14 protein-coding genes and 1 pseudogene are annotated in these 13,003 nt (G+C 34.9%); 3 read left to right on the top strand and 12 right to left on the bottom strand.

Going from position 1 to position 13,003, the window contains the following annotated elements:
* The 5 genes from LrDSM24759_RS04585 to LrDSM24759_RS04570 all read right to left on the bottom strand — a co-directional run bounded on the left by LrDSM24759_RS04585 (position 1) and on the right by LrDSM24759_RS04570 (position 4,179).
* Entirely contained in the window at positions 1 to 1,035 is a 1,035-nt protein-coding gene (locus tag LrDSM24759_RS04585) for an LCP family protein (protein ID WP_117118317.1), read from the bottom strand.
* 312 nt (positions 1,036 to 1,347) lie between these two features.
* The gene (locus LrDSM24759_RS07715; RefSeq protein WP_157964240.1) at positions 1,348 to 1,494 is read right to left on the bottom strand and encodes a hypothetical protein; all 147 of its coding nucleotides are present in this window, start codon (positions 1,492 to 1,494) and stop codon (positions 1,348 to 1,350) included.
* A gap of 146 nt (positions 1,495 to 1,640) precedes the next feature.
* A complete protein-coding gene (locus LrDSM24759_RS04580; RefSeq protein WP_245953339.1) occupies positions 1,641 to 2,129 on the bottom strand; it encodes a sigma-70 RNA polymerase sigma factor region 4 domain-containing protein in 489 nt (162 codons plus the stop codon).
* A 219-nt stretch (positions 2,130 to 2,348) separates the two neighbouring features.
* The gene (locus LrDSM24759_RS04575; RefSeq protein WP_117118316.1) at positions 2,349 to 3,236 is read right to left on the bottom strand and encodes a hypothetical protein; all 888 of its coding nucleotides are present in this window, start codon (positions 3,234 to 3,236) and stop codon (positions 2,349 to 2,351) included.
* 100 nt (positions 3,237 to 3,336) lie between these two features.
* Entirely contained in the window at positions 3,337 to 4,179 is an 843-nt protein-coding gene (locus LrDSM24759_RS04570; protein WP_117118315.1) for a hypothetical protein, read from the bottom strand.
* A 124-nt stretch (positions 4,180 to 4,303) separates the two neighbouring features.
* Between LrDSM24759_RS04570 and LrDSM24759_RS04565 the strand changes: the two genes are divergently transcribed.
* Positions 4,304 to 4,825, top strand: a complete 522-nt coding sequence (locus tag LrDSM24759_RS04565; protein WP_117118314.1) for a GNAT family N-acetyltransferase — start codon at positions 4,304 to 4,306, stop codon at positions 4,823 to 4,825.
* 43 nt (positions 4,826 to 4,868) lie between these two features.
* Here LrDSM24759_RS04565 and LrDSM24759_RS04560 read toward each other — a convergent pair whose 3' ends face one another.
* The 4 genes from LrDSM24759_RS04560 to LrDSM24759_RS04545 form a co-directional block, all read right to left on the bottom strand.
* Positions 4,869 to 5,687 carry a glycosyltransferase family A protein gene (locus LrDSM24759_RS04560; protein ID WP_117118313.1) on the bottom strand — a complete coding sequence of 273 codons (819 nt, stop codon included), beginning with the start codon at positions 5,685 to 5,687 and terminating at the stop codon, positions 4,869 to 4,871.
* A 150-nt stretch (positions 5,688 to 5,837) separates the two neighbouring features.
* The gene (locus LrDSM24759_RS04555) at positions 5,838 to 7,088 is read right to left on the bottom strand and encodes a NupC/NupG family nucleoside CNT transporter (RefSeq protein ID WP_117118312.1); all 1,251 of its coding nucleotides are present in this window, start codon (positions 7,086 to 7,088) and stop codon (positions 5,838 to 5,840) included.
* Between the two features lie 169 nt (positions 7,089 to 7,257).
* Complete coding sequence (locus LrDSM24759_RS04550) at positions 7,258 to 7,821, bottom strand: DNA-3-methyladenine glycosylase I (RefSeq protein WP_117118311.1); 564 nt, start codon at positions 7,819 to 7,821, stop codon at positions 7,258 to 7,260.
* Complete coding sequence (locus LrDSM24759_RS04545; protein WP_117118310.1) at positions 7,818 to 9,158, bottom strand: dihydrolipoyl dehydrogenase family protein; 1,341 nt, start codon at positions 9,156 to 9,158, stop codon at positions 7,818 to 7,820. Before LrDSM24759_RS04545 ends, LrDSM24759_RS04550 begins: the two co-directional genes overlap by 4 nt.
* Positions 9,159 to 9,293: 135 nt before the next feature.
* Here LrDSM24759_RS04545 and LrDSM24759_RS04540 point away from each other — a divergent pair, with 135 nt between their 5' ends.
* Entirely contained in the window at positions 9,294 to 9,791 is a 498-nt protein-coding gene (locus tag LrDSM24759_RS04540) for a hypothetical protein (protein ID WP_117118309.1), read from the top strand.
* Positions 9,792 to 9,823: 32 nt separating this feature from the next.
* Here LrDSM24759_RS04540 and LrDSM24759_RS04535 read toward each other — a convergent pair whose 3' ends face one another.
* Positions 9,824 to 11,170: a DHA2 family efflux MFS transporter permease subunit gene (locus LrDSM24759_RS04535; protein WP_117118408.1), complete on the bottom strand. Its 1,347-nt coding sequence runs from the start codon at positions 11,168 to 11,170 to the stop codon at positions 9,824 to 9,826.
* A gap of 314 nt (positions 11,171 to 11,484) precedes the next feature.
* Between LrDSM24759_RS04535 and LrDSM24759_RS04530 the strand changes: the two genes are divergently transcribed.
* A complete protein-coding gene (locus LrDSM24759_RS04530) occupies positions 11,485 to 12,123 on the top strand; it encodes a hypothetical protein (RefSeq protein ID WP_117118308.1) in 639 nt (212 codons plus the stop codon).
* Between the two features lie 43 nt (positions 12,124 to 12,166).
* Here LrDSM24759_RS04530 and LrDSM24759_RS04525 read toward each other — a convergent pair whose 3' ends face one another.
* Positions 12,167 to 12,601, bottom strand: coding sequence for a hypothetical protein (locus tag LrDSM24759_RS04525; RefSeq protein ID WP_117118307.1), 435 nt, complete (start codon positions 12,599 to 12,601; stop codon positions 12,167 to 12,169).
* 182 nt (positions 12,602 to 12,783) lie between these two features.
* Positions 12,784 to 13,003: pseudogene (locus tag LrDSM24759_RS04520) on the bottom strand (SEC10/PgrA surface exclusion domain-containing protein); the annotation flags it as partial.

Below are 13,003 nucleotides of genomic sequence, written 5' to 3'. Positions count from 1 at the left end.
CTATTCTCCATCCTCTACTACGGTTATTTTGTTAAGTCCTAAGTTAGCACGAATTTCGTTACTTATCCGTTGACGTTCTTTTTGGTTAATGAATTCTTCTTCCATTTGACCAAATCTTGGTGTGTCAATCATTTGACCCTTACCTTGAGCATGATCAGTTGAAGTGTGATCAGTAGCTTTACGATAGTTCATTGCAATCTTCATCATTTGACCCATGGTTAAGTCAGTTTGCATGTTACTTGCCATAGAATTCATGAACTTTTGATTCAATAAAGTAGTTGGTGAAACTGACTTCTTAAGCAGGGCAACAATCACACGACGTTCACGATCTTGACGACCATAATCATTATTTGGATCACCATGACGAGTTTGGGTAAATGCCAAAGCCTTCTTACCATTGAGGTGGTACTTGTGACCTTTAACAAAGCTGTAACCCATATTGTTAAAAGTTAATGGTGAAACAACATCAATACCACCAACTTGGTCGACACCCTTAACTAGACCTTCCATATTAACTAAGATGTAACCATCAATTGGCACACTGTAATACTTATCTAAAGTCTTAATGGTTTCAGCCACACCACCTTCGGCGTAAGCAGCATTAATCTTAGTGAAACCATCTTCAGGATAACCTGGTAGCTTTGCCTTCATATCACGTGGAATTGAAACAATCTTGGTTTGATTAGTCTTGGGATTGATGCTGACCATCATGATCGTATCGGTTCTACCTTTATAATCACGACCCATCGCACCAGTATCAGTACCTAATAACAAAATATTGATTGGTTTCTTTTCATCAAGTAACTTATCAAGCTTAGCGCGGTTTTTATTACTTTGATTAGTTTTGGCAACGGGTGAATAAGAACTATTAGTAGCATCCCGCAAGTTCTTATACATAAACCCACCAACTAAAACTGCAGCAATAAATAAAACACCAATAATACCGCATAACCACCACCAGAATTTTCTCAAACGGCGGTGATGATGATGTCTATGATGTTTCTTCTTCACATTGTTATTTTTATTTTCATCCATGTTAGAAAGTGACTCTCTCTTCTCTAAGATTGTAATGTCAGCAATGTTGCTGTGATAAGTTTACAATAAATTCATACTTTTTACACCCTCTATTTTAAATTTGTTATTAAGATTTGAAGTTTTACTTGTTTTTTAAAATTGTTGTGAATCACTGCTATGCCAGTTATAATAACACTTTTTGATAGTACAAGTTGGTCCAAATTTTTGCATTAAAAATTTTCTTTTTGTTGTTTAAATACTATAAGCGTTATTTTATAATTTGAAGAATTTTTAGTTATAAAAAAACAACCTCCATCAATGAAGGTTGCTACTTTAATTTTTTGATTGAACTTCGTTAGTTTCTTTTTTATTGGCTGTTAATCTCAAAATAGTGATTACTAAACCAATCACCATATTTACAATTGAAAAGATCAAACTAATTCGTTTTAATGTAGAAATTTCTTTATCTTTCTTGTTCATAACTTCCACTCCACTTCTATTTTTATTTTAATTGTAACGCTGGGAAGTTCTATCTGCTAGTAAAAGCTTTTTATCGTTTGAAAAAGACGGTCAAAATTGACCGTCTTTACTGTATGTGTCCTATTTTGCTTTCATTTAGATGTTAATTAAAGTTGCTCACGTAATTTGAGCAAGAGTCTTTTCTTAACTCGCTGTAAAGTAATTCTAGGTATGCCAGATTCTTGGGCAAGTTTAGTAATAGTTTTGTTGGCAAGTAAATGTTCAAATAAAATTACAAATTCAACTGAATTGAGTTTTTTGATTTCCTCTTTTAATACAACTAAGTTATCCCAATCAAGTTCTTTAGCAGTTAAGGTAAAACCTTCTTCTAGATTAGTGTTCCGTTCTTGGCGTTTTTGCACCTTCCGCAAACTATCAATTGTTTGCCAAATAATTTTTCTAAAGGCCAACTTATTTACTTCCTGTTCTTCTTTATCGGCCCACTTGTCTAATAATTGCGCGTACAGCAGAATTCCATCTTGAAGTAAATCTTCATAATTAATGTAATCTCGCCTTACTGAAGCTGCCTTTAATGCTCCAGCGACTAACTTTTTATTATTCCAAGCTTTCATAAAACTTGTCTGACTAATCATCATGTGACAATCTCCTTTTTTCTTGTCACAAGCGCTTGTGCACTATTAGATTAGCAAGGATAGTTTTTGAGCAAAAACCAAGGTGAATTGCAGTTCAAAAGGCATCCCTCCACAAATCTAACCCTCAAATCAAAATGATATTTTTGATTAAATCAACCTTAGTTTCGATTTAACCTGGAGTACAAAAAAATCAGCAAACTTAATTGCTGATCTAATATTTATCTATTTTTGCTTCATAAAATTGTAAGTTGCCTTACCATCAAGACTAGTATAAAGAATTTTACTTTGATCTGTAGGGTCAATTAGTGAAATTGGCTCATGGACCTCTAAAGTATCATAAATATTACTGGAGAGGTCATCAAGGACCTTAGTTAATTGCCTCCATCCCTCAGGATCCAATCCTTCTTTTATTTCAGTAATATTCTCTTTTACACTTTCCGTAAGTGGCAGGAAAGTGAATATTTTCTTATTTTCATCGTAGCCAAATTGAACTTCGCCGTTAAAGTTATCATTCAATTGCTTTACTGCTTCATTAATCAAGAATTTTTTACTTGCCTTTTCCTTATAAGCTTGACTAACATGACCAGTCGCAAAAGCCTCGATATTTTTATCTTCTTTCACTTTATATGGTTTAATATCGGCCTGTTTTACTGCATGGTCAAGATCTTTTGTAATTTTAAGTTCACTGTACTTTACGTTATAGCCAGTAACAGCAAATATCTTAACTTTCATATATTTATGCTCATCGAGATTTTGATTTTGTAAAAGAACTAAACCGGTTGAAATACATAATTTAAATTTATGATTCTTTACTTTGGCATAGCTTGTATCTTCACTAGAACCAAGGTTAGAAAATTTACTGCGTCCTGATATAGGTGCCTGTGCTATCACTTTTGCACCATCAGGTGCATTGGTTGTTCCAGTTACTTCAACAATTGAACGAATATCAAGATCTGATGTTTTCACACTGTTTATCTTAGTTGGATAAACTGTTAGCCCTTTATAAGTGGTACCACCCCTACTTACGTTTTTCTTAGTGCCACACGCAGCACTTACAATCCCAATCAAGGCAACTATCGCCACTAAAGAAAAATATCTTATTTTTTTCACAACTTTTATCCTCATTCTTTCATAAAATAACTCGCATTATTTTATCATTTTTAAGAATAAAAAAACAACCAGCATTTTTCTAGCTGATTGTTATTAAAGCTTAGTAAATAGAATCTGGGCGTTTACTTGCTCTTCTTATTAACTTTAGATCACTTTCATTGATCGGCAAATCAAATAGGTTACTCATCGCGCGTCCAATTTGTTTAAAGTCAAGGTCTTCCAATCGGGCCATAATCTGTTTGAGCATAATTTCATCTTGATTAAGAGTTGGCTTAGGAATTAAATAGCCTTCATTATGTAAGATTGATTCTCCGCGCCTAATTCGCTTGCAGGTATGGAGGTGCAGGCCCATCTCACGAAAACTCTCTTTAATAATCTTACCCAAAATCCAATTATGGGTAATGCCCTCTCCAATTCTTAGAGGTAAATGATGACAGCAATTACTGAATTCAAAACGATAACCACTAGCAGTAATAAACTGAATTACTTGTTTTCTTACTTGGTAATCACTCATTTGGTGCAGACTGATCCAATCAGTATTTTGATCAAAATAGCCATTGAGTGAAAAATAGGCCGTCTGCCACACCGAAATAATGTGGTGATATTTAAAACCTAACATCTCATTAATATGTTTTTGAAAACTAGCACCAAAAAGTAACTTATTCTTAAACAAGTCATGCACTAGCTGCTGACTCGACTTTTTACATAAAACAATTCCTTTTTCTTGGTCAAAAATAACCGCCTTAAACTTGCCGAGCAATGGTTCGTCAGCAAAATTATAAAGGGCAATCATCTTGGGATTAATACTATAAGTAGAATCCTCATGCATATACTCTGCCAAACCCTGCTTAGCTTCAACTTCCTTCTTAATCTTTTCTTTTGACCAAATCTTCTCTTGGGGCAAGCCAGCTTGGTATAAACTTAAGTTAGTTTGTCCTTTCATATTTTTCTCCTCTTCAATATATTTTTTATAAAATATAGCATAGCAAGAAATAAATTTAATAGGAACTGTTATTTTTGATTTTTTGCAATTTGTATAGTAATAATAGATAAGATGAGGTGAAAAAATGAGCTTAATTTACACAAGAATGGCTAAAGAAGCTGATCTTAATGAAATTATGGTAATTATTAGCAGCGCCAAGCAATTTTTAAAAAATGCTGGTTCTTCTCAATGGCAAAATGGCTATCCTACTGGTGAAGATATCCTGCAAGATATAAAGCAAAAGCAGGGCTTTGTGTTAATTGTTGATGGCAAAATCGCTGGTTATTGTGCTACTATTGTGGGAATTGAACCTACTTACCTTGATATCAAAGGAGAATGGCATAATGATACTGATCCCTATGCCACCATTCACCGGATGGCAATTGCAAGAGAATACCGTGGTCAACATTTAGCAAGTTTTTTATTATCGGATATCATTTCTATCTTTGTTGCCCAAAAAATTAAAAACTTTCGCATTGATACTGGCAAGCAAAATCAAATTGTGCAGCACTTAGCTACAAGCCACAATTTTAAACAACGAGGAATTATTTCAGTGACCGAAGACCCAATTGATCCTGAACGTCTTGCTTTCGAATTAAATCTATAAGCAAAAAGCTGCAACTTCAAGAATAAGTGAAGTTACAGCTTTTTTAATTATCTGTTGCCGCTACATCGGCTATTTGGCTATTGTCATAGCTTCTAATTTTTTCTGCCAATTTAAATTTTCGATCTAGATCTTTTAAATGAATGTCATTTTCATTTTGCCCGACATTATGATTAAAAAGACCTTGAGCCTGGGTATGAGGAATTCCCTGTCGATTGGCCTCTAATTTTTGATCACAAATTACTGTAGGAACTTGGGCTTGAACTTCGGCCGCTTTTAACCATAAGTCATCCACCGTGAGATAACGTTTGATTTCGCTTAAGTCTAATAAAAAGTCATAATCGAGCAAATGTGGTGGATACAAGATACCGCCAGCACCAGTTGCAATCAAATCCATTCGGGGTTCATTCGTTATGGTTGCTTCCCAGTCCCATTGATTATAAGGCTGAAAATTCCCATCTTCAGTAAAAGTGATTTGATGTGCCCGCGCGGCAATAATGCTTTGTGGGAATTTTAAATAAGTAGCAACTAAAATCTCTAAGAGTTCTTGATCATAGATAACATCATCGTCGACAGTCACAATTAAGTCATCCGGATATTCTTGGATTGCGTAATAATATTTTTTATGTGGGCGTAAGTCCTGGTCAATAAAGTGGAATTCTACTCCAAATTGTTTTAAGTCCAATAATTTACTTGGCAAATCGGCTTCAGTTAAATCGTTGGTAAGATAAACTATGATTTTGTCTGCTTTTTGAGTTTGATTGATTAAACTTTTAAGACAGATATCTAAGGTTTCTAAGCGTTCACCATAACTAGTGACAGATACAATTAATTTTGGTTTCAGTGTTAGGTCAGATTTTTTCATATGGCCTCCCGCTAATTTTAAATCTTCCTTTTCTTACCTTAATTATCCGCGATCTGTCCCCTAACTCATATTTTAATGCCCACAAATTATCACTCTTAACTTTTTCTCAATAAACAAAAAGACTACTAGATAAAACTAGTAGTCTAATTTTTACCAAACGAACAAGCCCATCATTGCTGCTGTTAATAAGGAAACCAGAATTCCTGATAAAAGCAAATAAGCAACATTCTTTGAAATTAAAGTATTCTTTTCTTTATTTACAATTCCTTTGAAACAACCGATAATCATCCCCAAGGTGGAGAAGTTCGCAAAACTGGTCAAGAACGCTGTTAAAACTGCTTGATAGTGTGGTGCATAGGATTTTACATGGTTAGTAACTTGGCCCATGACTACGAATTCATTGGTTACCAACTTGGTTCCCATATGTTGTGCGAATTGGAAAGCATTAGTAGGATTAAGTCCCATCAGCCATGCAAATGGGTACATTACAATACCTAACAAGTGTTCCAATGAAAGCCATGGGTTGACCAAGCCTAAGAGTTTATTAATCAAAGCTGCTAAAGCAACGAAGGCAACTACGTTGGCAGTAATAATTAAGATTAATTTACCTGCCCCTAAGATTGAATCGCCTAAGAATGAAAAGAATGGTTCTTTACCAGGCTTTGGCTCCTCAGCAGCCTTCCCACCTTCAACTTCTTCTTCAGCAATTTCTTGACTACTTTGCATCTTGGCAATTGTATCTTCTTCGGGCGTAACCTTAACTGGATTAAGCATTGCAGTTACAATCAAGGCATTAATCACATTCAAAGGTACGGCAGTTAAAATATATTGACCAGGCATCATCTTGGTGTATGATCCAATAATTGAAGCTGTCACACAAGACATTGACATCATGGCTAAAGTCAAATTACGTTTCGCATTAATTTGTTTTAATTGTAATGATGAAACTGCTAAAGCCTCAGTGTTACCTAAAAACATCATCTCAACTGCGAAGAATGATTCAAACTTTGGTTGACCCGTAATCTTTGATAGGCCTTTACCGATCCATTTTACTACCCAAGGTAACACTCCGATGTAAGTTAAGATATCGAACAAAGGAACGATCATCAAAATTGGCATCAAAACTTGGAAGAACCAATCCATTTGTTTGACCTCAACCATGCTTGGAAAGGCAAATTTAATTCCTTCGTAGGACACTTCCATCAGCTGATTAAATCCAGCTGCTGCACCTTCAACAATCGCACGACCAACTGAGAAACTAGTCAAAAACCAGGCCAGAACCAGGTTGAGCACCACCATTGTAATTACGCCACGCCAATTAATCTGCTTTTTATTTTTTGAAAAAATAAAACCGATCAAAAGGAAAATTAACACACCGACAATATTGACTGCTAAATACATTGTGTCCCTTTCTTTTCCTAACTTTCTAATATTAAATTAATGTAAGTTTACCCGAATATTTGAAAGCTGTAAATATTAAATTGTTAATTTTTTATTATAACGCCGTTTTAAGATCTTAACCCATAAAAAAGAACCCAGTTTGATTACTGAGTTCTAGGATAGCTTAATTTTAACGAAAGCTGCATGAAGCCAGATGGTCATTTATTAAACCGACAGCTTGCAAAAAGGAATATATTGTTGTCGGCCCTACAAATTTAAAAGCAGCCTTTTTCATTGCCTTTGAAATTTCTTTAGCTAAATCTGTACTAGCTGGTACTTCTGCCAAGGTTTGATAATGTGAATCAATTGGTGTTGATATATAGCTAGTTAAAAAATCAGCAAATTTTTTGCCATTTTTGTGCCAATTTACTAAGACTTGAGCATTATTAATGGCAGCCCTAATCTTTAATTTATTGCGGACAATACCTGCATTTTGCATTAAAGCCTGGTAGGTTGCTTCATCAAACTGAGCAACTTTTTCAACTTCAAAATTAGCAAAAGCCTGACGGAAATTCTTACGCTTATGTAAAATCGTTGACCAAGAAAGACCTGACTGAAAGCTTTCTAAAACAAGCATTTCATATAAATATTTTTCATCTAGGTTTAATTTACCCCATTCTTGATCATGGTATTTGCGATACTGTTCATCATCAGTTTCACCCCAGGGGCAACGAATTATTTCTGACTTAGTTATTTCAAATCACCGCCGATTTTATCAGCTAAGGCAGGATAAATTGGGACAATCTGTTTTTCCCAGTCTGCACGACTAATTCCTAAGGCAATCGCTGGAATAAAGTTATTAATATCATCGGCCGCAGTTGCTGATAATTCAGCTGCTCCAACCAAACGATCATCACGATCAAAGACCAAGGTAAGTTTAGCAGGTTTCTCATTTAACCCGGCATAAAGACTAGAACCTGAGAGATCGTGTTCTTCAAGAGTATAATGTTCTTCATCTGCTTGAGCTACTTCCGGGTTAATTCCGACTTGAGCAATTTCTGGAAAAGTAAAGGCAGCGGTACCGACGGTTGGTTTAAAGTAAGGATCACTTACGCCACGTTCAAGGTAATTGAATAAGTAACCTGCTTCACTTTCTCCTACCGTAGTTAATTTTGGCAATTGAAGGTTCGCAACATCACCAATGGCATAAACTCCAGGTACGCTAGTTTCAAGATGAGCATTAACTTCAATTCCATTTTTAGAATACTTAATTCCTACTTGATCAAGATCGAGTTTTTCAATATTTGGAATGCGACCGCTAGCATCGAGCACATAATCAGTCATGAAGACAGAACCATCTTTAGTTGTGATTACCATCCCATCACCATTATCAGCATTTTCCAGGGTATTTACTTCACTAAAGAGACGAATATGAATATTGCGTTTTTCCATGGCTTCAATTAATTGAGTAGTGTATTTATGATAAAAGCCACGCAAAACCCGATCAGAGCGAACCAGAATTGTTACTTCACTACCAGCAGCCGCTAAAAATGTTCCTAGTTCCATACTGATATAGCCACCACCAATAATGGCTGTCCGCTTTGGGACATTATCTAATGACAAAACATCATCAGAGTTATGGGTCTTATCATCGCCTGGGAAACGAACCTTATGGGAATGAGCACCAGTAGCAATGATAATCTTGTCCCCTTCATACTTTTCACCATTTACTTCAATCACATGAGGTTCGACAAATTTACCATAACCTTCAGCCACATCCCCCATTTGGTAAAAGTTAGCTTTAGTTTCTTCAGGCCATGAATTAAAGCGAGCCTTCTTATATTGCATTAATTGGTGCCAATCAATCTTAGCTGGTTGGACCAAACCACGACCAGCCAATTTTTCACTCATTAAGGCAGTGTGCACAGTTCCTTCTAAAAAGATTTTGGGTTCACAACCAACATTAGGACATGTACCACCAAACATGCCACCTTCAACTGCCAAAATACTTTTACCAGCAGCAGATAATTCACCAGCTAACTTATAACCAGCTGGACCAGTACCTAAAATAATATAGTCATATTTCTTCATCGTTACGACCTCTTTTTATTTAATTAATTTCACTTATAGAATACTATTTTTTAATGGTGGATTAAATTTTTTTGCTTTATATATTATTTAGCTGAAAAAGTTTATAATTAAATAAAATACTTTTTGGAGGAAATGATGAAAAAAATAGTTTTAGGCTCAATCATGGTTCTGCTTTTAACTACTGCAGGCTGTCGTGAAGATCCAGATGCTCACATTATTAAACATCCCAAAGAAACTAGCAAAGTAAAAACAAGTCATAAGAAAAAGACACCTAAAAAAGAAACTCATAAAAAAGAGCAAGCAAAAACAGAAAAGAAAAACACCGACACTACTGATGCTGCTACAAATTCTTCATCAGTTAGTTCTGACGGTAATCAAAATCAGCCTGATAATTCACAGGCATCAAGTGCCCAAAATGCAAGTCAGAATCAAACTAGTTCTAATTATAATAACAACACTAGTCCTAATTATTATCAACCAAGCCGGCCAGCTTATAACTACACTCCTAGTTATACGGCACCGGTTAGTCGACCAAGTACGTCGAATGCTAACAATCAGACTCCTACTCAACCTAGTGTTGATACTAGTGATAATAATGAAACAGTCGATTCCGAAAGTGATATGGCAGAATAAAAGCGAAGGTTATCAAACCTTCGCTTTTTTGATTATTTTTCTTTTTTAATCGCAAAACTCAATAAAAGGCCAATGATTACTAAAACAACTGTAAAGTAGAACCCGTAGTGAGCACCATTAGTAAAGGCCACTGCTTTATTAGCAGTGTGAGCTGTACTTTGACCAGTTGCAAGTAAGATAGTTGCAATCGCAGTAGCAATGGCACCAACGATTTGTTGTAAGGTATTCATGATAGTACTACCATCAGCTGATTGTGGACCTTGTACTGCATTTAAAGCATAAGTTTGAGCTGGTGACATAGCTAATGGACAACCAATCATCAAGATAACTTGAGATAAAATGATGTACCAAATTGGTGAAGTAGTGGTTACGCAAGCAAGCATAATTGCTCCAACCAAGGCTAAAATAAAACCAATAATAACTGGAGCCTTGGCACCAATTTGATCATAAATTCGACCACTAATTGCAGATGTAATCGCATTTATTAAACCACCAGGTAACATAATAATCCCAGTCAAGGCAACTGCTAATAAGCGGCCACTTTGAATGTATTGTGGTAGTAAGTACATTGATGAAAGAATAATTGCAAAGTCGACCATTACAATTAAAGCCCCTACTCTAAATTGCGGAATTGCGAAAATACGCAAGTTTAAAGTTGGATTTTGGGCTTTAACTTGACGATGTACGTAAAGTGCTAAAACAATTAGAGCAATAATAATTAATGCCCAAACTAAAATTGAGCCTAAGCCCATATCGCCGGCTAAACTTACTCCACTAACTAAGGCAGAAAAGCCCACTACTGATTCAATAATTGAAATAAAATCAATTTTTGGTTTAGTAACTTCATTAACATTTGCCAAACTAGTAATTGCAAAAATTAAGGCAACAACTAGGAATGGAACAAACATCCAGAAGATCCAGTTCCAGCTTAAAATTCCTAAGATTAAACCAGTAACAGTTGGGCCAATCGCAGGAGCCAGCATAATTACCATTGCACAAGCACCCATTGCCGCACCTAATTTTTCCGGTGGGAAGATAAGCATTGCTACAGTGAACATTAAAGGTAAAACGATCCCGGTTCCAATACCTTGAATCATTCTTCCTGTTAACACGATGCCAAAGTTTGGTGCAAGAGCTGAAATAATCGAACCGATTAAAAAGGCACAAAGTCCAAAGATAACTAATTGTCTAGTACTGAACCATTTTGTTAATAAACTTGAGAGTGGTAAGACAATTCCGATCACTAACATATATCCAGTAACTAACCACTGAATGGTACCGGTTGGCACATGAAAGGCCTTCATTAATTGTGGTAAAGCGATGTTCAGTGAAGTTTCTGAGAGCATTCCCACGAAAGCTCCAAGCATTAGAGCTACCATAGCTGCCCAAGGATGATCCACTTGGACAATAGCTTGGCGTTTTGATGTTGTATTTTCCAAAAAAATTTCCTCCTCATTTTTGGGTCGTTGATCATCATACACTAAAAAAATTTTCTTCGTAAGTAATTTTTTTGGATATTTTCAAAAAATAATTCTATAATAGAAAGTTTTATTCAAAATGATAGAAAGATGTAGTTTTAGAGAGAAATTTAGATAATTGTTTTTATTAATAATTTATTAGAATCCTCTTTTCTTTTTCGAATTATCTGATAAAATTTTTAACAGAATTATTATAATATAGAAAGGGATAAATTATGGGTCCAATTGATGTTCAAGAAGAACTATTAGCACGTGAAGAACAATTACCTGATCAACTAGATGAAGTGAGTTTGACTAAATTTATGTCAACATTTGCTGAAGATTTAAGAGAAACATATAACTTTACTCCTCGTCAAATTTCCTGGACCATCAAAATCTTCTTCTACGAAAGAACTATTGATTCTCTTTTAGACGAGTTGGATGAATTAGAAGTTAAAGACAAAGAATTATCCGAAAGTGAAGAAGTTAAAAATATTGATACACAAATTGCTAAATTAGAAGGTAAAATCTGTGTTAAAAAATGTTACGAACAAAATTTTCGTATTAATTTAACACAAGCTCTTAGAGAAGCAAATGTCCCCAAAGAAATTAGGCAACAAATATTAATCGATATTTGTGGTTTTAATCCAAGTCAATTTGATAATCCCGAAGATCAAATTCCCAATGTTTCAGTTGCTCTTGCACCTTGGCTTGATGATACTGAGGCAAGTGATCTTGGTTGGCAAGCTGGGTTAAGTGAAGAATTTGATGAAATTATTAATACTTTCGGCCCACTTATTCTTTCAGTATTGAATAAATATCTTCCTGAAGAAAAAATTGACGAAATTTTTGATCAAAGTTTTAACCTCAACTAAAAAAGATGACCAAGCGATGGTCATCTTTTTCTTATCTTCAAATTTAGTTCTTACCCTCTGTTTTGGCCATACATTGCTTAAGAGTAGCAAGAATATGATTATAGGTTTCAATATATTCATTGGCTTGTTGCTCTTGTTCAGAATTCAAATTAGGCTTAACTGATAAAGGTAAATAAGTTTCTTCACCCTCAGCATTCTTTTCTACTTCTTCTTCCACATAGTTATTTACTCCCTCTTGTTTAAGGCTAGCAAGATGTTCACATGCTGGACGAAGAGCATCAACTTCTTGTGTAATTTCTGACTTTAAGCTTTCATCATCTAAGTCATCTACGATTAAAAAAAGCATATCTACTGTGTCATAAAATCTTGGTATTACTCTAAATTCAGCGAAACGCTTCTTACTCTTCTGTGATGCAATTAAACCAAAAATTAATACTAGAGCAATAATTATTACTATTACAAATATTAAAAATGTCACTTGTTTAATTCCTTCCTCTATTCAAATAACATGAGTAGTTATATTTTACCTAATATTATTCCGTAAAGCTATAAAATAATTATTGATCTTGCAGACACAAAAAAACGAGATAGTTAACTATCTCGTTTTTTTAATGCTTATTATTTAATCGATAAAGACATGTAAATGGTTTGGGAAGACAATTAGATGTTTGCCTTAGTGTTGAAGACACGACGGTTAGCAATGTATCTGTCTGCAACACCCATAAAGTGAACTGAAATTCTTGACTTGTTAGTCTTTAAACCTGAGAAACTAAGACCAAAGTACTTAGTTGGAGCATCAGCACCTCTTAAACTTCTAAGACCTAATAAGTCACCGGCATGTTGCCATTCAGTATAATGTGAAGCGTCATTAAAGTTAGTC

Source organism: Lactobacillus rodentium (assembly GCF_003423665.1).
In the GTDB taxonomy this organism is placed as follows: Bacteria; Bacillota; Bacilli; order Lactobacillales; family Lactobacillaceae; genus Lactobacillus; species Lactobacillus rodentium.
This window is presented reverse-complemented; position numbering and strand designations above follow the sequence as displayed.

Coding starts and splice junctions, on each gene's coding strand:
- LrDSM24759_RS07715 (WP_157964240.1), bottom strand. CDS start 1,494: ATGAACAAGAAAGATAAAGAAATTTCTACATTAAAACGAATTAGTTTG.
- LrDSM24759_RS04560 (WP_117118313.1), bottom strand. CDS start 5,687: ATGAAAAAATCTGACCTAACACTGAAACCAAAATTAATTGTATCTGTC.
- LrDSM24759_RS04545 (WP_117118310.1), bottom strand. CDS start 9,158: ATGAAGAAATATGACTATATTATTTTAGGTACTGGTCCAGCTGGTTAT.
- LrDSM24759_RS04580 (WP_245953339.1), bottom strand. CDS start 2,129: ATGATGATTAGTCAGACAAGTTTTATGAAAGCTTGGAATAATAAAAAG.
- LrDSM24759_RS04585 (WP_117118317.1), bottom strand. CDS start 1,035: ATGGATGAAAATAAAAATAACAATGTGAAGAAGAAACATCATAGACAT.
- LrDSM24759_RS04555 (WP_117118312.1), bottom strand. CDS start 7,088: ATGTATTTAGCAGTCAATATTGTCGGTGTGTTAATTTTCCTTTTGATC.
- LrDSM24759_RS04530 (WP_117118308.1), top strand. CDS start 11,485: ATGGGTCCAATTGATGTTCAAGAAGAACTATTAGCACGTGAAGAACAA.
- LrDSM24759_RS04535 (WP_117118408.1), bottom strand. CDS start 11,170: ATGGTAGCTCTAATGCTTGGAGCTTTCGTGGGAATGCTCTCAGAAACT.
- LrDSM24759_RS04565 (WP_117118314.1), top strand. CDS start 4,304: ATGAGCTTAATTTACACAAGAATGGCTAAAGAAGCTGATCTTAATGAA.
- LrDSM24759_RS04570 (WP_117118315.1), bottom strand. CDS start 4,179: ATGAAAGGACAAACTAACTTAAGTTTATACCAAGCTGGCTTGCCCCAA.
- LrDSM24759_RS04540 (WP_117118309.1), top strand. CDS start 9,294: ATGAAAAAAATAGTTTTAGGCTCAATCATGGTTCTGCTTTTAACTACT.